We start from the raw sequence: 19735 nt of genomic DNA, 5'->3' as shown, positions 1-19735 counted from the left end.
GTCCGGCAACTCATCCCAGCGTACCGGCCCGCATGCGGCCGCTCAAACTCAAAGAACGCAACAGGTGTTGAGTCGATGTCACCGGCGCGAATGCGTCCGTGCTCGACCGCCGTCTCAAGATCGCGGAGGGACCGGGTGCGGCCGAGGCAGCGTGTTGCGCGGGCTGTCAGCGCCCTTTCGCAGGGCGACCTTCAACATGCCGCCGCGCCAGTTCCTGTTCAGTTCAGGCGCGCCTCTTCAGCACGCAGCGTCAGTACGCGCACGCCGTTGCGCGTCACCGCAACGGTATGCTCGAATTGAGCGGAGAGCTGACCGTCGCGGGTAAGGACGGTCCAGCCATCCTGCTCGGTCCACACGGCGGAGCGTCCCTGGTTGAGCATCGGTTCGATGGTGAACACCATGCCTTCCTGCAAGCGCAGGCCCGTTCGCGGCCGGCCCCAGTGCAGCACTTGCGGATCTTCATGCATCTCCCTGCCGATGCCATGACCGCAATATTCCCTGACCACCGAATAACCGTTCCTGCGGGCATGCCGCTCGATGGCATAACCGATGTCACCGAGCGTGGCGCCGGAACGCACCGCCTTGATGCCCTTCCACATCGCTTCGTAGGTCACCTGCACGAGCCGCCTGGCCGGCGCGGCAACGTTGCCGATCAGATAGGTCTTGCTCGAATCCGCGATATAGCCGTTCTTTTCGAGCGTGATGTCGAAGTTGACGATGTCGCCGCTTTGCAGAATCTCCGCGTGGGACGGGACGCCATGGCATACCACGTCGTTGCGGGACGCGTTGAGCGCGTAGGCATAGCCATATTGCCCCTTGCTTGCGGGACGCGCGCTCAGTTCATCGACGATGAGACCGTCCACCAGATCGTTGACCTGCATCGTGGACATGCCGATCAGATCCAGCTTGTCCAGATGACCGAATACCTGCGCCAGCAGCCTGCCCGACTCGGCGAGCAAGGCGATTTCCTCCGGACGCTTGGTCACGCTGGCGCGACTCCGGCAAGCCCGGCGGACTCGGTAGCCACGCCCGCCGCACGTAATTCCCGCGCGACGATCTCATTGAGCGTCATGCCGGGAGTCATCTCGCACAACATGCCGGCCTTGATCCAGAAAGCCGCCTGCGCGTTGATGGACCGGCACGACACGGCGCTGGCCTTGCGGATCTGATCGTGCAGATCGTCGTCGATATTGACGATGCCCATGCTCTTCTCCTTATATGAAGCATATACGAATCGTATATTGGAAGGGAGGGCAGTGCAAGTCCCGGTAGGACGGCATGCGGCCGCTGGCTAAAATGCTCGCTTTGACCCCGCTCGAGCGTGCATCGCGAACATGAAGGTCGAACGTCTCGTCGAAATGAAGATCTTCAAGGCCGTCGCGGAAAGCGGCGGCTTCACCGCCGCGGCGCTCCTGCTCGATCTTCAGCAGCCGTATGTCAGCCGCGCCGTCTCGGCGCTGGAGAAGCGCCTTGGCGTGGCGCTGTTGCGGCGCTCCACGCGCAGTCTTCAGGTGACGCAGGAAGGGCATCAGTACCTCGCGCTGTGCAAGCGCGTGCTCGATGACATCGATACCGCCGAGGCGCAACTCGCGCGCGCCAGTCAGGACATGACCGGCGGCATTCGCGTGACAGTGGCGACGTCGTTCGGCATGGACCAGATCGTGCCGCTCATTCCGGGTTTTCTCGAACGTTATCCGGGGCTGCGCGTGCGGCTTTCGCTATCGGACACGCTGGCGGACATCATCGGCGAAGGCTTCGATGTCGCGATACGCATGGGCAGCCTGCAGGACTCGAATCTCGTGAGCCGCAAGCTGTGTCATCTGCAACGCGTGGTCACCGCGTCGCCCTTGTACATTGCGCGGCACGGCGTGCCTTCGGTGCCCGCCGATCTCGCCCGGCACAACTGCCTGATGTGGGAGCCGCCCATGGATCATCTGAATCACTGGCCATTCATGATCGACGGCGAGCGTACTTCCATGCTCATCAACGGCAATTTTCAGACGAGCAGCGGCGTGAGTTCGGTGAACATGTGCCTGGCGGGCGTCGGCATCACGCGCATGGCGGAGCACATGGTGTTGCCGTCGATCCGCAGCAAGATGCTCGTGCCGCTCCTCACCGACTTCCAGCCCAGCGACGAAACCGCCATCTATGCGCTGTATCCGCGCGATGCGTCCCTGCATCCACGGGTGCGGGCGTTCATCGACCATGTGGCGGAGCGGCTCAGGCGGCCGCCGTGGGCCGCCTGAGCACGAGGTGACGTCAGCGGTCAGCGGTCGTCGAGCGTCTTCGGCAGGCGCATGGTCATCGCGCCGCCGAGCACGAGAAACGCGGAGATCACGTACATGCCGACCTCCGCGTGCCCGACCATCACGTTGAGCATGCCGACGAGCCAGGGCGACATGAAGCCGGCGATGTTGCCCACCGAATTGATGAACGCGAGCGCGGCGGCCACCGATGCGCCGACGAAGAGACTCGTCGGCAACGCCCAGAACAGTGCGATGCACGAGTAGACACCTGCGGCGGCGACGGAGAGACAGGCTGTCGTCACGAGCGGACCTGCCGAGAACCACATGCTGGCCGCAAGACCCGCTGCGCCGATCACGATGAACAGCGCGAAATGCACGCGGCGGCCGCCCGTGCGGTCGGCGCTGCGGTTCGATACATACAGCGCGATGGCCGCGAAGATGTTGGGCACGGCCGAATAGAGCCCGATGGCGAAGGGATCGATCACGCCGCTGCGCTTGATGAGCGAGGGCATCCAGAAGCCCAGCGCGTAGAGGCCCATGATGAGGCAGAAGTAGATGCCGCAGAACTCCCACAGCTTGCGGTTGGCGAGGAACGCGCGCACGCTCGAATGATCGACCTTGTTGGCGTTTTCCGCGCGCAGTTCCGCGAGCACGTTCTGGCTTTCTTCTTCGCTGATCCAGCGCGAGTGCGCGGGATCGTCATCGAGGAAGGCGAGCACGATGAACGCCAGCGCGACGGCTGGAATGGCTTCGATCAGGAACAGCCACTGCCATGCCGCGAGATGCTCGTTGCCGGAGAGCGCGTGCAGGATATAGCCCGAGATCGGCCCGCCGACGACGAACGCGAGCGGTGCGCCCATCACGTAGATGGACATCGCGCGGCCGCGGTAGCGCGCCGGGAACCAGAGCGTGAGCAGATACATGATGGCGGGCGCGAAGCCGGCCTCCGCGGCGCCGAGCAGAAAGCGCGCGATGTAGAACATGGTGGGCGTCTTGACGAAGATCATCGCTGCCGAGATCACGCCCCAGGTCAGCATGATGCGCGCGATCCACTTGCGCGCGCCCACCTTGCGCATCACCAGATTGCTGGGCACCTCGAAGAAGAAATAACCCGCGAAGAAGATGCCCGAGCCGAGACCATAGATGGCGTCGTCGAAGTGCAGTGCATCGAGCATCTGCAGTTTCGCGAAGCCCACGTTGACGCGGTCCAGATAGGCGACCAGATAGCAGATCAGCAGCAGCGGCAACAGCCGCCAGTAGGCGCGGTAATACGTGCGGCTCGTGTCTGTCTGCCGGACGGTGTCTTCACCATAGAGCGCTTCCATGCATGTCTCCGATGTAAGTATTCTCGAGCGCTTTCGTGCGGCATGCGCGACGTGCAGGATCGCTCATGCCGCCGATGTACTGGGGGAACGCCGGTGCGTCAGTCGAGGTAGTCGGGCTCCTGCTCGTTGATCTCGTAAAGCATGGTCTGGAAGTGCAGCCAGCTGATGAACGAATTGCCCAGATGCTGATGCGAATACTCCGCGAAGGTGGGATCGATCTGCACCGGGCGCGATTCGGTCGCGTCCATCAGCAACTGCATCCTGCAGCAGTGATCGAGCGCGATGAAGGTCCACACCGCGTCGTCGATGCTGTGGCGGCTCGCGGTCAGCAGGCCGTGATTCTGGTGGATGATGGCCTTGTGATCGTTGAAGGCGCGCGCGATCGGATTGCCCGAGTCGTCCGCCACCGGCACCTTGCCCGCGCCGTCGCGCACCACGGCATGGCTGCCGTAGAACATGCAGGCATCCTGCGTTACGTAATCGAGCGGCTTGCCCATCGCGGCCCACGCATCGCCGTGCACGGTGTGCGCATGGCATGAGCCGATGATGTCGGGGTTATCGGCGTGGATTGCCGAATGCAGCACGTAGCCCGCGCGATTCACCGCATGCTGGCCTTCGATCACCGTGCCCGTGTGATCGACGAGGACGAGCTGCGAGGTCTTCGTGCGCGACCACGGCACGCACATCGGATTGGTCCAGAAGAGTTCGGGGTGTTCGGGATCGCGCACCGTCAGATGGCCGCCGAAGCCGAAACTGAAGCCGTGCCGGGCGAAGATCCGGCACCCGGCGGCGAGATGTTCCTTGCGATAGCGGCGCTCCTCGGCGGAACTGGCGAAGCTGGGTTCCTGCGGGAAGATCAGGCCGTCCTGCGTGGGACTATAGATCGAATCCTTGGCGTCCATCAGCACCGATACATCTCCTCGTGTGGGGTGAGGAGCCAGTATAGGAGCGGAGTTTCGAGGGATTCAGGGGGCGGCAGGAATAGGTTTTATGCAAGGGAACGGGATGGAAAACCCTGAGCCAGGCGCATGGGATGAGCCGCGAGGCACGCGATGCAGCGAGCCTGGTCTTCAGCCTGATACGAGAACCTGTGACCTTCCGGCATGCACGCAACGATGTTGTCCGCCGCCTCCAACGTCCGGTTGCCCCACGGATTCGTGAGCGCGCAGGTCATGCCGCCGACGTGGAAGCGTTCATCGTCTGCGCAGAAGAAGCGTCCGGATTGTTGGGTCGGAAATGCGGCCATCAGCCGGTCCCGACAGTCGTCCTCTTGCACTCAGGAACATGCTGCTTCCTGTCCATGTCACGAAACCGCTAAGCTGACCTTTCCCGCCCAAGCACCGGACCGTGCCATGAACCTGCGCCCCTTCCGCATCGCGATCCCCGATGCCCAGATCGACGATCTCAAACAGCGCCTCCGCCAGACCCGCTGGCCGGCCGCGCTCGATGCGGACGATTGGGAAGACGGCACGAGCCTCACCTATCTGCAACGCGTCTCGGATCACTGGCTCAAGCATTTCGACTGGCGCGCCCAGGAAGCTCGTCTGAACCGTCTGCCGCAGTTCCAGGCGATCATCGACGGCCAGGACCTCCACTTCGTCCATCAGCCTGGCCGGGGCCCCGCGCCCATGCCGCTCATCCTGACGCATGGCTGGCCCGGTTCCTTCATCGAAATGGAACGGATCATTCCGCTGCTGACCGATCCGGCCGCGCATGGCGGAGACGCGGCCGATGCGTTTCACGTCGTCGTGCCTTCGCTGCCGGGTTTCGGTTTTTCCGCGCCGCCCGCCGGTCCGGGTTGCAGCGCGCGCCACATCGCCGGACTATGGCGCGGGCTGATGAACGGCCTCGGCTACGAACGCTTCGGCACGCAAGGCGGCGACATCGGCGCAACGGTTTCGTTGTGGCTGGCGCGCTGTTTCCCGGAGGATGTCATCGGCGCGCATGTCAATTACATTCCCGCCAGTTTCCGGCCGGCAATGGGCCCGAGCCTGCCTCCTCCGAGCGCGGATGAACAGGCCTATCTCGACACGGTCGCCACATGGGCCTCAACGGAAGGCGCGTATGCGGCCTTGCAAGGCACGAAGCCGCACACGCTGAGCTTTGCCATGACCGACTCTCCCGTGGGACTCGCCGCGTGGGTCGTGGAGAAGTTCCGGACCTGGAGCGATTGCGACGGCGACATCGAACGCGCATTCACGCTCGATGACGTGCTGACCGACGTGTCCATCTACTGGTTCGGCCACATGCTCGATGCGTCGTATCGCATCTACAAGGAGAACCGCCGTCAGCCGCTGAGTTTCGCTCCGTCCGAACGCGTTTCGACACCGCTCGGCGTCGCGCTGTTTCCGCGCGAGTTGCCGATGCCGCCGCGCTCGTGGCTCGAACGCGTCTTCGATGTGCGCCGCTGGAACGCGATGCCGCGCGGCGGACATTTCGCTGCGCTTGAGCAGCCGGATTTGCTCGCCGAAGAGATCCGCGCGTTTTTCAGACCGTTGCGCGTGAAGTGAACGCGCGCAGCGCGAGCAGCTTTACATTTCACCCGGTTTCTCCTTTCATTCATGTCGGAGCGTCGCCTCCAGCGGACGCGGCGCGCGTCGCACGACGCGCTCACTGACAAGGAGAAGGGTATGGCCAAGTCGCAACGCACGCAGGCCGCAGCCAGGAAGACACGGCCGGCCGCGAAGACGTCTCCCCGCAGCAAGGCCGGCGACATCGAACGCATCGCGCGCCTGATTCGCGCTCAGGGCGAAGCGCTGCTCCAGCGGCCGAACGTGACCAGTGTCGGTATCGGCATGAAACAGGTTGGCGGCAAGACCACCAACGTGCCGGCGCTGCAATTCACCGTCGAGCAGAAGCTGGCGCCCGAAACGCTCGAGGCCCGCGCCATTACGCCGCTGCCCGAAACCATCGAGTTCGAAGGACGCCGCATTCCGGTCGACATCCTGCAACGCAGCTATGTGCCGACCTTCAAGGTGGTGCAGGTCGAAGCCAAGCCGGCACGCAAGGCGCGTCAGGATCCGCTTCGCGGCGGCATCAGCATCGGCCATATCCGTTCCACCGCCGGGACGCTCGGGACCATCGTGCGCGACGTCGCGACGGCCCAGCCGCTGATCCTCAGCAACTGGCACGTGCTCAGCGGAGCGTCCGGCGTGCCGGGCGACACGATCGTGCAGCCGGGCCCGTTCGACGACGACCGCGTCGCGCAGAACGCCGTCGGCAAGCTGGTGAGAAGTCATCTCGGTATTGCGGGCGACTGCGCGGTGGCGAGCATCGAGAGTCGTCAGTTCGATACCCGGCTGCTCGAACTCGATGTCGCGGTGGCGAACATCGGCAAGGCCGAACTGGGCGATCTCGCCGTCAAGAGCGGCCGCACGACGGGCGTCACGTATGCCACCGTCACGCGCATCGAAGCGCTCTTCAAGATGACCTATGAAGGCGTCGGCGAAAAGGCGGTCAGCGGCTTCGAACTGGAGCCATCGCCCGCGCATCCGGCGGCGGATCACCAGATCTCGAAGGGCGGAGATTCGGGATCGGCGTGGATGGCCGTCAATCCGAAAAACGGCAAGGTGACGGACACGATGCTTGGCCTGCATTTCGGCGGCGAAGCGGAAGGCTCCGCCAGCGATTACGCGCTCGCTTGCCACGCGTATGCGGTCTTCCAGAAACTCGAAATCTCACCCTGGACGGGCGAACCGGCGCCACAGGCCACGGCACGAAACAGGGCGCCGCATGACAGCCCGCTGCGCACCGGTTTCGACTCCGGCTTCCTCGAGTTCGCCGTGCCGAGGCCCACCTTCCTGAAACGGGTCGAAGCGGATCTGCGCGGTCTGGAAGGACAGGATTCGATCGACTATTGCCACTACACCGCGTGGCTCTCCGCGTCGCGGAAGCTGCCGTTGTGCTGCGCGTGGAACATCGACGGCGGCGCGAAAAAAACGATCAACCGCAAAGGCCTCCGCTTCGTCAAGGACGAGCGCGACGGTCTCGACGCGTTCCAGATCGGCGATGAACTGTACCGCCGCAACGACATCGACCGCGGCCATCTCGCGCGGCGCGACGATCTCGTATGGGGCAGTCTGGAGGAAGCGCGGCAGGCGAATCAGGACAGTTTCTTCTTCACCAACATGACGCCGCAGCATCGCGCCTTCAATCAGTCGAAGCTGAACGGCAAGTGGGGGCTGCTGGAGAACGCCGTGCTCGAAGACGTCGTGCTCCACAAGCTGCGCGTGAGCCTGATGGGCGGCCCCGTGCTCGATCCCGACGACGCCGCTTACCGGGGCGTGCAGCTTCCCCGGCAATTCTGGAAAGCCGTCTTCTTCACCGACGACGAAGACCACGACAACAAGGCCCGCGCATTCCTGCTGACGCAGGACGATCTGCTCAAGACGCTCAAGCCTGAAGCGCTCGAACTCGACGAGTTTCGCTGGTATCAGGTGCCGCTCGGCAAGATCGAAACGCTGACGGGCCTGCGCTTCGGCCGCGCGTTGCATCAGATCGACACGAAGTTTCCGGAAAGCGCGGGCGAGCCGGCCCTACTCATCGAAGGCAGCAATTTCTTCGGATGAGGCCGCTTATTTCGGCATCGGCGTGAAGGTGCAGCCGGACGTGGTCCGATTCTGGCAGCAGGCTTGCAACGCGGCGATGGAGTCGCGATGCGCGGCGCTCCACTGGGCTTCGCTCAGGTTGGTGTCCGTGGGCATCCAGTGGCTCAGCGGAAAGCGGTTGGCAAGCGTGCCGTTACCCGGCGCGGGTCCGCCGGTCGAAAGGCCGAGAAAGACCTCGCACGTCTGCTTCGTGCCGATCCGGTGGCAGCCGACGCAGGTATTGCCCGGCGTGCTCATCGTTTTCAGACGCTCCATCTGGAAGGCCGGTCCGATGCTCGAATACTTGCCCCAGGGATCGGTCGGCACCTTGTCCCACACCTGCGCGATGAACGGGCTCATGATGAACGGCCCGGCATCGTGGCATGCAATGCAGTTGGGCTTTTTGGCGGCCAGCTTGTCCGGCGTCTGCCAGAACTCGACCGCCGCAAGCTTCGGCGCGGGCGGCGTCTTCTCGTCGGGCGGCGGGACGCGCGACGTGTCCCAGCCGGAAGTCGGATCGGGCGGATCCTTCGAGGCAAACCAGCACGTCTTGCCATTCCCTGTGTGATGCAGCACGATCACGACCTCGTCGAAATGGGCCGCGACCGTGTTGCGAGGATCGTTCTTGCGGCAATAAGCGGAAATCTGCGTTGCCCCGCGCGACAGATCGAGAATCCTCGCGCCGGGCATGCACTGCTGCGCTTTGTCATCCCGAGGATAAAGCAGCGATGGGCGGTCGCAACGCGCGGGATGTTCGTCCAGCCCGATCCGCCTGCCGTCGACGGTGATGGGTATTTCGGCGCCGCTGGTGCAATCGAAGGGCGGAATCGCGCCGATTTCCCGCGAACACTGCGCGCCATAGTCGAGGATGCTCTGCGGCTGCGGCGGAGCCGCTTCGACGGCAAGCACCACGGCCAGCGCAGCGACGACAAGCGCGCGTCTCATGATCCCGCTCCGCCCTTGAGCTTCGCCCGCGCGACCCGGCGGATCGCTTCCTTGTACCTGACGTAGCCGGTGCACCGGCACAGGTTGCCGCCGACCCAGGTATCGATCGCGTCGTCGATCCGTTCGGCGGACGCGCCGTACTGGCCGAGATGCTCCAGCATGGCCGTCGCGGCCATCAGGAAGCCGGGCGTGCAGTAGCCGCACTGGAACGCGAACGCTTCCAGAAAACTCTGCTGAAGCGGCGCGAGCCGATTGCCTTGCGCCAGGCTCTCGACCGTATAGACGTGCTGGTTCGCGAGCGTGCTGACGGTGGTCACGCACGCAAGCGTCTTCTCCAGCAGCGCATCGGGCCGGTTGCGAATGCCGACCGTGCACGCGCGGCACACGCCGATCCCGCAACAGACCTTCGTGCCGGTCAGGTCGAGGCGCTCGTGCAGATAATCGGCGAGGCTCATGTCGGCATCGTCGGCGCTGACGGTGAGCGCCTGGCCGTTGACGTGCAGCCTGATGACCGCGCCGTTCACTTGAGGGCCTCGCGGATCACTTGCGGCGTCACCGGCGTCTGCCTGAAGCGGTGTCCCGTCGCCATGGCGAGCGCGTTGAGCAGGGCGGGCGCGATCGGGCACATGACCGCTTCGCCGATCCCGCGTGCCGCGCGTTGCTGGCCGTCGTCGGGCGGGTCGAGCGTGTGGAGTTCCTGTTCGGGCGCCTCCTGCATGCTCATGATCCGGTACCGGTCCAGATTCCATGTGCCGTTGCCCGGGCCGTCCCGTCCGGGAGGACAGGTTTCGCTCAGCACGTTGCTGAGGGCCATCGCCACCGCGCCGTGCGACTGTCCGCTGACGATCTCCGGGCACAAGAGACGACCGGCGCTCAGCGTGCTCACGACCTGCTCGACTTTTACGCGGCCCGTTTGGGCATCCACCGCAACGGATACGAGCGCCGCCGCCGGCGCATAGTTGGTTCGCCCATAGCCGACGATGATCTCCTTCGGCTCATGCAGGACGCCGTGCGTCACGGGGCGCAGTTCGCTGACGCTCGGCCCGGTTGCGATGAAGTCGCAGTCCATCATGCTCATGCCCGACTTGAAGACATAGTTGCTCTTCCAGAAATCGCCCGCGTAGGTGAGATGGGTGGCGGCAACGGTATGCAGGCGCTGGCGGTTGATGGCGTCGAGCAGCCTGGACCAGGTCAGCGACTCGCGCCCCGGAGCGCTGAGATTCCCGTCGATCCATTTCAGGTCGCCGTATCCGACCTTGTCATCGCGCCAGATCGCGCGGGCGGCCGGCAGGACGCTCTGAAGCATCAAGGTCAATGCCGCGCGATCGACCGCCTGAACGTGATGGAACGCGCCGAGGCACGCGCTCGACGATCCGAACGGGCTGGACAGCCCCTTGGCGTTGCGGAACTTGCTCCAGCGGCCGGATTGGCTGGCATCGTAGTCATCGATGGCCGTGAAGACGGCCGCGTCGCTCATCCTGATCTGTTGCGCATTGCGGCCGAGATGCCGGGCCGGCGCGAGCGCCAGCGTGGTGGCCGCGCCGTTGCCCATGTCGGTGTAGTGCGTCACCACGCGCACGCCCGTCGTCTGGCCGATTTCCACCAGCGCGAAGACGCCATCCTTCGCCGTGCCATAGGCTTGATTGGACATGGCGAAGCCGACGCCATAGCGCAACCCGTCTTTTGCGCGCTCGCTGCGGGTACGCATGCGCCCGGTCCAGAGCGGATGCGTTTCCAGCCGCTTCAGATGCTGGGTCAACTGGAGATCGAACAGGATCTTTCCGCCCGTGATGGTCCGGCTGCCCGGCGTGCCGAGCAGGTTCATGCGGCGGATCTCGAACGGGGACTTGCGGAGCGCGTGAGCGGCTTCGTCGAGCAGGGTTTCGATGGCGATGAAGGCTTGCGGCCCGCCGAAGCCGCGCTGCGAGCCGCCGTAGATTTCCGGTGAGAAGAACGTGACGCCTTCGGCGCTGGCACGCGGAATGTCATAGCAGCTCATCGCGCTCATCGCCGCGAGGTCGCCGACCGCGCCCGTCAGGTTCTGCCTGCCGCCGGAGTTCAGAAGGAACCGGCTGCTGAGCGCCTGGATCCGGCCGCCGCGATCGAGCCAGATCGATTCTTCGAATCTCGTCTCGGTGCGTTTCAAGCCCACCTGAAACTGTTCGTAGCGCGACAGTTGCCAACGCAACGGCGCCTTGGCGAAGCGCGCGGCGAGGCCGAGATACGCTGGAAACGGCGACTTGTCGCGCCCGCCGAAGCCGCCGCCGGGATAACAGGCAATGATGTCGACGCGCTCGGGTTTGAGGTCCTTGGTGGCGAGCAGAAAGGCGACGCTTGCGCCATCGTCGCGCGGCGATTGCGTGCCCAACACCATCTTCATGACGCGCGTGTCCGGGTCGAACCACGCGAGGCCCGATTCCGGTTCCATGAAGACCGGGTCCATGGCGGGAGTCTGGAAGAGGTGTCCGTCCGTGGTGCCGAATTGCAGCCATTTCCCTTTGCGGACCTGATCCCGGGCCAGGTCGAGGATGCCCTCGCGTTCGTCACGCGCGACCGCCTTGAACGCCTGCGTCGGGTTGCCGTTATTGTCCGGCTGCATGTTGGTGTTCCAGAAGCCGGTTTCATCGTTCCGGACGTAGATCTTGCTGTTCTTGAAGACATCCGAATTGAGCGTCGGATACGGCTTGACGACGTCGGGTTTCATTGCGCCGTAGCGAATCACGGCCGGATTGAAGTCGAGGATCTTCTTCGCCCGGCGATAGATGTCGAAGTTATCGAAGATCAGCAATGCGACCGGCTGTCCATAGCATCCCGCCGGTGCGGATCGTTGCGCGAACAACTCGGCGGCAGGATGGCCGATGCCGCTGCTGTCGGCGGAGGCGGGGATGTCGTGTTGTGCAAGCGTCTCGCTGGTGATGACCACGGCCGGCTTCAGCGCGCCGGGCAACATGCTGAGGTCGATATCGTCGATGACCTGATCGATGCGGTCGCAGCGCAGCGCGTACAGCCAGTTTTCCTGCTTCGGCCAGCCATTGAAATCCGCTGCCTTGAAGTCGCGCGCATAGACCTTCGCGCCCGTGACCTTGCTGACGCCTTCGATCCGCCAGCGCGCCTTGCCGGGTTCGGGCGCCCAGTCGGGGTTGCCGGCCTGCATCAGCAACGCGTTGTCGGCGGTGTGTGGCGACGCGTCATCGACGGCGTGCGTGGCGCAACCCTCCATCAGCGACGCGATTCCGCTGACCGTGACCGTGGCGGCGCTGCCGCCGACAGCCTTGAGGAAGGCCCGCCGTGTAACCGGAAATCGACCGTCCATGCTGCCCTCGACACAGGGTAGTTCGCAACCGCAAGGATGGGCCTGCACGATAGCCGTTCGTGCAGCGGCGACTTCAGCTTCTACTGCTCAGGCAAGCGCGCAATGCGCGCGGTGTCGGGATGGACGTCGGTTAGATATGAAATTAGGCGATGACCCGGGTCTAAACAAGGTCAAAATGCAGCGCTTTTCCGCTCGTTGTTCGCTCTTGTCGTGAAAGAGCGCTGCAGAGGAAGTGTCCAGTCGTTCGGTTCAGCCGCTTCCGGATCTCCGTGGACTCAATACCCCAACGCCCGGTCATACACATGCTGCAAGGGCTTGCCCTCGAGATGCTCGCGCAGCGCCCGCGCAACCTGCTCCGCGCGTGCGCCGCGAGAAGGCAGCGACGCCACATGCGGCGTGACGACCACGCCCGGATGCGACCAGAGGCGGCTGTCCGGATCGAGCGGCTCTTGTTCGAAGACATCGAGCCACGCGCTGCGCAAGCGGCCTTGGTCGAGCGCGGCGAGTACATCGTCGAGCACGACTTGCGGGCCACGGCCCGCGTTCACGATGGACGCGCCCATCGGCAGTTTGGCGAGCAAGGCCGCGTCGATCATGCCGCGCGTCTGCGGCGTGTCGGGCAGCAGATTGACCACGATGTGCGCGTGATCGAGCAGGGCATCCAGTGCCTCATTGCCGCTGAAGCACGTCACGCCCTGCAGGTTCCTCGGCGAACGCGACCAGCCCCGGACCTGAAATCCGTTCAGCGCGAGCCGTTGCGCGCAGGCCGCGCCAAGTTCGCCGAGCCCGAGCACGGCCACGTTCGTCTCGCCCGAGCGCCTGCCGAACAGCTCGTCATTCCAGCGGCGCTGGCGCTGCGCATCGTGAAGCGCGGCCAAGTCCCGCGTGATGCCGAAGCACGCGGCCATCACGTAGTCCGACATGCGTTCGGTGGTCTCGGGCGTGACCATCCGCACAATGGGCAGATGCGCGGGCACGGAACGGTCCGACATGATGTGATCGACGCCTGCCGCTGCGCTGAACACGATCTTCAGCGCGGGCATGCGCGCGAGACGCCCCGGCGTCGGCTCCCAGACGAGGACGAAGTCCACCTGGGCATCGTCGACTTCGGGATGGTTCCAGCCGCGCACCTCGAGTTCAGGCAGCCACTTCGCAAAATGATCCTGCCACTCGCCGACCGCGCCGGGTCCGCCCGAATTGACCAGTAACAACATGAAAACGCCTCTCCTCGATAATGCGATTCGATTCCGGAAACAAGGTGCCGCGTCAGACGCCCGGACGGCATCGGGCGGCCACGTCCGCGAGCCATTCGTCGCGGAACTCCTTCATGAACGAGACGAAGGTGCGCCCGAGCTTCGACAGCGGACGATGCGTCGGGTACATCAGCCCGACGCGAAAGCGGATACAGGGATCGACCGGACGGGCATCGACGCGATCCAGATAGCCATGCACGCTGAACGGATCGACGAAACCGATGCCCAGGTCCAGCGCCGCCATCTCGCAGGTGGCATGCGACAGCGACGTATCGATGCGCGTGATCCGGCTCACGTCGTGACTGTCGAAGAAACGGTCCACATGGACGCGCGGCTGGTAATGACCGGTCATCGAGATGAAGGTGCGGCCGTCGAAGTCCTGCGGCGCCAGCACATCCTTCGCCGACAACTCGTGCTGCTTCTTCATCACCGCGTAGTAGGGCACGTTGCAGAACTCGTCGACGGTAAGTTCGTGCGCGACCGCAGGCAGTTCGGCCAGCCCGAAGTCGATCTGCTGCGCCGCGATCCAGTCCTCGATCTTCGAGGACATCTGCACGTCGAGCGACACGTCCACTTCCGGATGCGCCTCGCGAAAGCGCGCGATCACGGTGGGCATGAAGGTGATGCCGAGCGCGGGCATGCAGGCAATCGCAATGCTTCCAACGCGCAGCTTGCGCACGTCGGCGGCGAGTTCGGCAATGCGTTCGTGCGAACGGATGGTCGCCTCGACCTGCTCGCGGATCATGCGGGCTTCCGGCGTCGGCACGAGCCTGCCGTTCGCGCGGTCGAACAACGTGACGCCCAGCGCGCGCTCGAAATCGCTGATGAGCCTGCTGACCGACGGCTGCGACAGCCCGAGCAGTTCGGCGGCGCCGATCATCGTGCCGACTTTCATCGTGGCCTGGAATGCTTCGAGTTGCCGGATGTTCATGATGACGACGGCGCAACCGCCCTGCAAACGGAAGCCCACATCCTAGGAGGAAAACCGTTCGAGAGCAAAGTCACGCGGATCGACGCGCGGACGGTCGCCGGTCACCAGATCCGCCAGCACTTGCCCGGCGGCCGGCCCGATGCCGAATCCGTGTCCCGAGAAGCCCGAGCCGAGATGAAAGCCGGGCAGCGCCTTGACCTTCGAGATGACCGGTATGGCGTCCGGCGTCACGTCGATCATGCCGGCCCATGCACGCTGGATCGTCGCGCCCGCGAAGCTCGGGAAGGTGGCCTTGAGCCGGGCGAGCGCGTCGTGCAGCATCGGCAGATTGGCGGCCGGGTCCAGCGTCCTGCATGCTTCGAACGGCGAGGGACGGTCGAGGCCGAAGCGGCGCGGAATCATCATTTCCTCGAAGAAACGCCGGCCCAGGCGCAGCTTCAGATACTTGCGCTCGCTGAGCCACGCGCGCATGAACTTCGTGCTGAGACGGATGCTGTCGGGCGTGAGGTCCGCCACCGATGCGCCGAGCTTCGACACCGTATAGCCGCCATCGCTACGCTTGCGGCACGTGAAGTCGCCGCCGTTGATGGTGACGTCGAGGCCGGCGTCGATGGGCGCGGTCTGCATCACCGAGGCATGCACCTTGAGCTGCGGAAAGTCGATGGCGTGATTGCCGCAGAACAGCCGCGACCACGCGCCGCCCGCCAGCACCACGTCCGCGCATTGCACGCGCCCGTGCTCGGTCACGATGCCCGCGACGCGTCCGGCGGCCACGTCGAGCCCGCGCACCGCGCAGTGTTCAATGATGCGCGCGCCGTGCGCCCGCGCCAGATCGGCGATGCCGCGCGTGGCGGCGAGCGGCTCGGCGACGCCGTCGGAGTCGCTGTACAGCGCGCCCGCCCATGGCCGCTGCGAAGGCGGGATCAGTTTCGCGAGCGCGGAGCGGTCCATGAGCCGCGCGTGCGCGCCCTTCGTTTGCGCGGCGTCGAGCCATTTCTCGTGCGCGGCCATGTCGGCATCGGAGGCGGCGAGATAGGCGAGGCCCGTCGTGCGATAGCCGACATCGACCTGCGACTGGAGCTCTTTCCAGAGTTCGTTCGCGAGCATCGACAAGGGCAACTCACGCACATCGCGGCCCACGCTGCGAATCCAGCCCCAGTTGCGCGACGATTGCTCGCCGGCCACCGTGCCCTTTTCGAACACCGCGACGTCGATGCCCTTGCGGGCCAGCGCCAGCGCGCAACTCACGCCGATGATCCCGCCGCCGACAATGGCGACGGACACTTGCTTGGGCAGATCCGGTTTCAACTCGCGTGCTCCGAAATGAGTCAGTTGATGCGGCCCGGACGTCAGGCCAGGCGCTTCCGGCTTGCGGCGAGACCGCAGAGCGCGAGCGCCGAGACGGCGATCAGATACCACGCGGGCGACATGATGCTGCCGGTCGTCTTGACCAGCAGGCTCGTCACCAGCGGCGTGAGGCCGCCGAACAGCGTCATCGCGATCACATAAGCGAGCGACACGCCGGTCGTGCGGCAGCTCGCCGGAAACAGCTGCGTCAGCAGCGAACCGACCGGCGAGTAATAGAAGCTGTAGAACACCAGCGAAAGAATGCACTGAAACGCGACGAGCGTGACCGGGCCCGGCGCGCTTGTCAGCATGTAGAACAGCGGCAGGATCAGCACCATGCCGGTGACAAGCGCGGCGCGCATCACTTTCACGGTGCCGAAGCGGTCCGCCGCCATGCCGCCGACCAGTGGCAGCAGCACGCACACCAGGCCGCTCGCAATCGACGACGAAAACGCCGCATCCTTGCTGACGCCGAGATTGTTGATCGCGAAGGTCGGCATGTAGATGTTGATGAAGCTGGCAAGTCCGCCTGCGCCCGCGACGATCGCGCCGATCAAGACGGCCGCCTTGTGCGAGCGCGCCGTTTCGCGCAGCGGTGAATGCTCGGTCTTCTTCACCTGTTCGAAGTCGGCGGTCTCGCTCACCTTGCGGCGGATATACAGGCCGACCGGCCCGATCAGGCAGCCGAACACGAAGGGCAGACGCCAGCCCCACGAATTGACCTGCTCGGCCGTCAGGAAGTGGTTGATGCAGTAGGCAAACAGCGACGAAGTCAGCACCGCGAGGCCCGACGCCGAAAACTGCAGGCTGCCGAAGAAGGCCATGCGGCGCTTGTCCTGTTCGGTCAGGAACGAGTTCGCCGCGCCGAATTCCCCGCCCGCCGAGAAGCCTTGCAGCAGCCGTCCGGCGACGAGAATCACCGGCGCGAGCACGCCGATGCTTTCATAAGTCGGCACGATGGCGATGGTCGCCGTGCCGAGCAGCATCAGCAGGGCGGCCAGACTGAGCGCGAAGCGCCGGCCGCGCCGGTCCGCGATGACGCCGAGCACGATCGCGCCCACCGGACGGATCACGAAGGAACTGCCGAAGGTGAGCAGACTGAGCAGCAACGCGGACTGCCCGTCGCCGGTCGGAAAGAACAGCTTCGACACCGTGATCGCGAACATCGCGTACACGAGCAGGTCGAACCATTCGAAGAAGGTGCCGAAGTTCGCGGCGATGACGTCCCGCACGCGGTTTGGAGCGGGTTGGTCCACGACGGGAGTGTCCAGGGTGCTGGCCTTGTTCAACATATTCATCCTTTGCAGTCTTGAGCAGGCGGAGCGGCCGCCGGATGCCGTGGTGCCAACGTTCAATAGCGATAGTGCTGAAACAGACCTCAACTGCCTTTCAAAAATCACTGCGCCGCGCCCAGCGGCGTGCTGCGCGCGAAGCTCCGGCCATGCCAGAGCAGACAAGCGGGATCGACATCGCGGCGCGACGAAATCCGCTCGATCACGCCGACGAAGATCGAATGCGTGTAGCCGTCGTGGCACTTGTCGAGCCGGCAATCGAGCACGACGGCGGCATCGGCGAGCACAGGCGCGCCGGTTTCGAGCGTCGTCCACTGGCCGGGCTCGAAGCGCGCATCGCCTTTCGCCGCGCGAAAGCGGTCGACGATGTCGCTTTGTTCCACCGACAGCAGGTTCACCGCGAACGTGCCGTGCGCGACGATCGCGTCGTGCGCCGAGGCGTTCTTGTTCACGCATACGACGAGCGAAGGCGGATCCGACGACAGGCTGCACACCGACGTCGCGATCAGCCCGGCGGGCTTGCCGTCGCGCAAGGTGGTGACGGCCGTCACGCCTGCCGCGAACAGCGCCATGGCGTCCTGGAAGCTGTGTTCCGTATCGGTTGCGGTCGGCATCATCGCGTGCCTCCGCTGGACCTGAAAACGCTCGGCGCGAGGCCGAGATTCGCGCGCAAGGTCGTGCCTTCATAGCGCGAGCGGAACAGCCCGCGCCGACGCAGCTCGGGCACGAGAAAATCGCTCATGTCGTCCATGCCGGTGGGAAGAATCGGCGGGCAGATGTTGAAGCCGTCGGCGGCGTCGTTGCGGAACCATGCCTCCATTTCGTCGGCGATATCCGCCGCCGTGCCGATCAGCAAACGCACGCCGAACGTCGACGCCACGCGCTGACCGAGTTGCCGGATGGACAGGTTCTCGGCATGCGCGACCTCGACCAGGTTCTGCGCGATGCTGCCGATGTTCTTCGTGTTCATCGTGTCGAGAGCGGGCACCGGACCATCCAGCGGATAGCCCGACAGATCGCCCAGCTGGCCGTACAGCGCGGCCAGTCCGCTCAGCGGATGGATCAGCGCCTGGAGTTCATCGTATTTGTCACGGGCTTCCTCACGCGTGGCGGCAACGAAGGGCGCGATGCCCGGCATGATGAGCAGGTCATCCGGCTGCCGGCCGTGAGCAGCGAGCCGGCCTTTGAGGTCGGCGTAATAGGCCTGTGCGCTGCTGAGATCGTGCGCGTTGCTATAGACCACTTCCGCACAGCGCGCCGCGAGCCTGCGGCCCGCCTCCGACGCGCCCGCTTGCACGATGACCGGCTGTCCCTGCGGCGTGCGCGCTGAGTTCAGCGGGCCGCGCACCTGGAAGTGCTTGCCCTTGTGGTTCGGTGTGTGCAGCTTCGCTTCGTCGTAGAACAGGCCCGACGCCTTGTCGCGCACGAAGGCATCGTCTTCCCAGCTGTTCCACAGCGAGCGCACGACGTCCACGAATTCATCGGCGCGTTCGTAACGGTGCGCGTAGGCGAGGTTCTCGGTGCGGCTGAAGTTCTGCGCCTCTTCATCCGACCACGACGTCACCACGTTCCAGCCCGCGCGCCCGCCGCTGATGTGATCGATCGATGCGTACTTGCGCGCGATGTGGAACGGCTCGTTGTACGTGGTCGATGCCGTCGCCACCAGACCGATGTTGCGCGTCGTGGCCGCGAGCGCCGCCAGCAGCGTCAGCGGTTCGAGTTCCGCGTTGCGCATGTCGCGGGCAAGCGAGCCTTGGGGATTGTCGTTGGCGCGGATGCCGAGGCCATCCGCGAAGAAAATCATGTCGAAGTGAGCGGCTTCCGCCTTGCGCGCCGTGTTCAGGAAATGCTCGAAGCTGAGCGCGCCATCGGCGGGCACCGACGGATGCCGCCACGCGGCCACGTGATAGCCGAGATACCGCATCGAGAGACCGAGTCTGAGCTTGCCGTCCTTCGTCATTCCGACACCTCCATGTGCTGCCGTTCATCTCGCCGCTCCGGTGTGAAGCGGCGTCATGTAAGCATGGTGAGTCGCGAAATCGGGCGACTCAACGCTGTCAAAATTGGTTGGCTATCCGGAAAGCGAATAGGGCGGCGTCAGTGCGGTGCTGCGGGCCTCCGGGACTACTCGTAAATGACGAAAATCTTTCGTACCGTCTCGATGTTGCGCCACACGCCGGTGAAACCGGGCTTGATCAGGAAGCTGTCGCCGGGGCCGTAGCGCACGGGCGAGCCGCCGTCCTCGGTGATTTCCACGACGCCCGACAGGATGTGGCAGAACTCGAACATCTCGCCCCGGATCGAGCGGTTCGCGCCCGGCGTCGATTCCCAGATGCCGGTCTGGATCTTGCCGTCGAAGGCTTCGTCGAGGAGCCACGTCTTATTCTGCGGATTGCCCGATATCAGCCGTTCGGGCAGCGGCGCGCCGGGTTGGGGCGCGAAACCGGGAGCAGTGTCGAGTGAGACGAGGAGGGACATGGGCTTCGTTTTTTAAGGT

17 protein-coding genes are annotated in these 19735 nt (G+C 64.7%); 3 read left to right on the top strand and 14 right to left on the bottom strand.

The window, feature by feature from the left end:
• Window positions 1-218: 218 nt before the first annotated feature.
• Together map and QCE63_RS35975 are read right to left on the bottom strand one after the other, a co-directional pair.
• Entirely contained in the window at window positions 219-986 is a 768-nt protein-coding gene (gene map / locus QCE63_RS35980; protein WP_309840106.1) for a type I methionyl aminopeptidase, read from the bottom strand.
• Window positions 983-1204 (bottom strand): ParD-like family protein, encoded by a 222-nt coding sequence (locus tag QCE63_RS35975; protein ID WP_309840104.1) that lies wholly within the window; start codon window positions 1202-1204, stop codon window positions 983-985. Before QCE63_RS35975 ends, map begins: the two co-directional genes overlap by 4 nt.
• A 130-nt stretch (window positions 1205-1334) precedes the next feature.
• On the opposite strand from QCE63_RS35975, the gene QCE63_RS35970 reads away from it, so the two are divergent.
• A complete protein-coding gene (locus tag QCE63_RS35970; protein WP_309840103.1) occupies window positions 1335-2246 on the top strand; it encodes a LysR family transcriptional regulator in 912 nt (303 codons plus the stop codon).
• A 20-nt stretch (window positions 2247-2266) separates the two neighbouring features.
• On the opposite strand, the gene QCE63_RS35965 is transcribed toward QCE63_RS35970, so the two are convergent.
• Window positions 2267-3571: an MFS transporter gene (locus QCE63_RS35965; protein WP_309840101.1), complete on the bottom strand. Its 1305-nt coding sequence runs from the start codon at window positions 3569-3571 to the stop codon at window positions 2267-2269.
• Window positions 3572-3669: 98 nt separating this feature from the next.
• Window positions 3670-4479 carry a class II aldolase/adducin family protein gene (locus tag QCE63_RS35960; RefSeq protein WP_309840099.1) on the bottom strand — a complete coding sequence of 270 codons (810 nt, stop codon included), beginning with the start codon at window positions 4477-4479 and terminating at the stop codon, window positions 3670-3672.
• 444 nt (window positions 4480-4923) lie between these two features.
• Here QCE63_RS35960 and QCE63_RS35955 point away from each other — a divergent pair, with 444 nt between their 5' ends.
• Window positions 4924-6081, top strand: coding sequence for an epoxide hydrolase (locus tag QCE63_RS35955; protein ID WP_309840097.1), 1158 nt, complete (start codon window positions 4924-4926; stop codon window positions 6079-6081).
• 120 nt (window positions 6082-6201) lie between these two features.
• A complete protein-coding gene (locus QCE63_RS35950; RefSeq protein WP_309840095.1) occupies window positions 6202-8139 on the top strand; it encodes a DNA/RNA non-specific endonuclease in 1938 nt (645 codons plus the stop codon).
• Window positions 8140-8145: 6 nt separating this feature from the next.
• Here the strand turns inward: QCE63_RS35950 and QCE63_RS35945 are convergent, their stop codons facing one another.
• The 10 genes from QCE63_RS35945 to QCE63_RS35900 all read right to left on the bottom strand — a co-directional run bounded on the left by QCE63_RS35945 (window position 8146) and on the right by QCE63_RS35900 (window position 19716).
• A complete protein-coding gene (locus QCE63_RS35945; RefSeq protein WP_309840093.1) occupies window positions 8146-9102 on the bottom strand; it encodes a hypothetical protein in 957 nt (318 codons plus the stop codon).
• Window positions 9099-9626, bottom strand: coding sequence for a 2Fe-2S iron-sulfur cluster-binding protein (locus QCE63_RS35940; protein WP_309840092.1), 528 nt, complete (start codon window positions 9624-9626; stop codon window positions 9099-9101). The genes QCE63_RS35945 and QCE63_RS35940 overlap by 4 nt, the downstream gene beginning before the upstream one ends.
• Window positions 9623-12415 carry a molybdopterin cofactor-binding domain-containing protein gene (locus tag QCE63_RS35935; protein ID WP_309840090.1) on the bottom strand — a complete coding sequence of 931 codons (2793 nt, stop codon included), beginning with the start codon at window positions 12413-12415 and terminating at the stop codon, window positions 9623-9625. The genes QCE63_RS35940 and QCE63_RS35935 overlap by 4 nt, the downstream gene beginning before the upstream one ends.
• 275 nt (window positions 12416-12690) lie before the next feature.
• Window positions 12691-13629, bottom strand: coding sequence for a glyoxylate/hydroxypyruvate reductase A (locus tag QCE63_RS35930; RefSeq protein WP_309840089.1), 939 nt, complete (start codon window positions 13627-13629; stop codon window positions 12691-12693).
• A 52-nt stretch (window positions 13630-13681) separates the two neighbouring features.
• A complete protein-coding gene (locus QCE63_RS35925) occupies window positions 13682-14599 on the bottom strand; it encodes a LysR substrate-binding domain-containing protein (protein WP_309840088.1) in 918 nt (305 codons plus the stop codon).
• Between the two features lie 42 nt (window positions 14600-14641).
• Complete coding sequence (locus tag QCE63_RS35920; protein ID WP_309840086.1) at window positions 14642-15907, bottom strand: FAD-binding oxidoreductase; 1266 nt, start codon at window positions 15905-15907, stop codon at window positions 14642-14644.
• A 41-nt stretch (window positions 15908-15948) separates the two neighbouring features.
• Window positions 15949-17202 (bottom strand): MFS transporter, encoded by a 1254-nt coding sequence (locus tag QCE63_RS35915; RefSeq protein ID WP_309840085.1) that lies wholly within the window; start codon window positions 17200-17202, stop codon window positions 15949-15951.
• A gap of 140 nt (window positions 17203-17342) precedes the next feature.
• Window positions 17343-17855, bottom strand: a complete 513-nt coding sequence (locus QCE63_RS35910; RefSeq protein WP_309840084.1) for a flavin reductase family protein — start codon at window positions 17853-17855, stop codon at window positions 17343-17345.
• Window positions 17852-19198, bottom strand: coding sequence for an LLM class flavin-dependent oxidoreductase (locus tag QCE63_RS35905; RefSeq protein ID WP_309840082.1), 1347 nt, complete (start codon window positions 19196-19198; stop codon window positions 17852-17854). The genes QCE63_RS35910 and QCE63_RS35905 overlap by 4 nt, the downstream gene beginning before the upstream one ends.
• Before the next feature lie 164 nt (window positions 19199-19362).
• A complete protein-coding gene (locus QCE63_RS35900) occupies window positions 19363-19716 on the bottom strand; it encodes a cupin domain-containing protein (RefSeq protein WP_309840080.1) in 354 nt (117 codons plus the stop codon).
• Between the last annotated feature and the right edge of the window lie 19 nt (window positions 19717-19735).

Source organism: Caballeronia sp. LZ065, assembly GCF_031450975.1.
Taxonomy (GTDB): domain Bacteria; phylum Pseudomonadota; class Gammaproteobacteria; order Burkholderiales; family Burkholderiaceae; genus Caballeronia.
This window is presented reverse-complemented; position numbering and strand designations above follow the sequence as displayed.

What these genes read in the sequence shown, in the direction of transcription:
- QCE63_RS35975 (WP_309840104.1), bottom strand. Translation starts at nt 1,204, where the DNA reads ATGGGCATCGTCAATATCGACGACGATCTGCACGATCAGATCCGCAAG.
- QCE63_RS35970 (WP_309840103.1), top strand. Translation starts at nt 1,335, where the DNA reads ATGAAGGTCGAACGTCTCGTCGAAATGAAGATCTTCAAGGCCGTCGCG.
- QCE63_RS35965 (WP_309840101.1), bottom strand. Translation starts at nt 3,571, where the DNA reads ATGGAAGCGCTCTATGGTGAAGACACCGTCCGGCAGACAGACACGAGC.
- QCE63_RS35955 (WP_309840097.1), top strand. Translation starts at nt 4,924, where the DNA reads ATGAACCTGCGCCCCTTCCGCATCGCGATCCCCGATGCCCAGATCGAC.
- QCE63_RS35950 (WP_309840095.1), top strand. Translation starts at nt 6,202, where the DNA reads ATGGCCAAGTCGCAACGCACGCAGGCCGCAGCCAGGAAGACACGGCCG.
- QCE63_RS35945 (WP_309840093.1), bottom strand. Translation starts at nt 9,102, where the DNA reads ATGAGACGCGCGCTTGTCGTCGCTGCGCTGGCCGTGGTGCTTGCCGTC.
- QCE63_RS35935 (WP_309840090.1), bottom strand. Translation starts at nt 12,415, where the DNA reads ATGGACGGTCGATTTCCGGTTACACGGCGGGCCTTCCTCAAGGCTGTC.
- QCE63_RS35930 (WP_309840089.1), bottom strand. Translation starts at nt 13,629, where the DNA reads ATGTTGTTACTGGTCAATTCGGGCGGACCCGGCGCGGTCGGCGAGTGG.
- QCE63_RS35925 (WP_309840088.1), bottom strand. Translation starts at nt 14,599, where the DNA reads ATGAACATCCGGCAACTCGAAGCATTCCAGGCCACGATGAAAGTCGGC.
- QCE63_RS35910 (WP_309840084.1), bottom strand. Translation starts at nt 17,855, where the DNA reads ATGATGCCGACCGCAACCGATACGGAACACAGCTTCCAGGACGCCATG.
- QCE63_RS35905 (WP_309840082.1), bottom strand. Translation starts at nt 19,198, where the DNA reads ATGACGAAGGACGGCAAGCTCAGACTCGGTCTCTCGATGCGGTATCTC.
- QCE63_RS35900 (WP_309840080.1), bottom strand. Translation starts at nt 19,716, where the DNA reads ATGTCCCTCCTCGTCTCACTCGACACTGCTCCCGGTTTCGCGCCCCAA.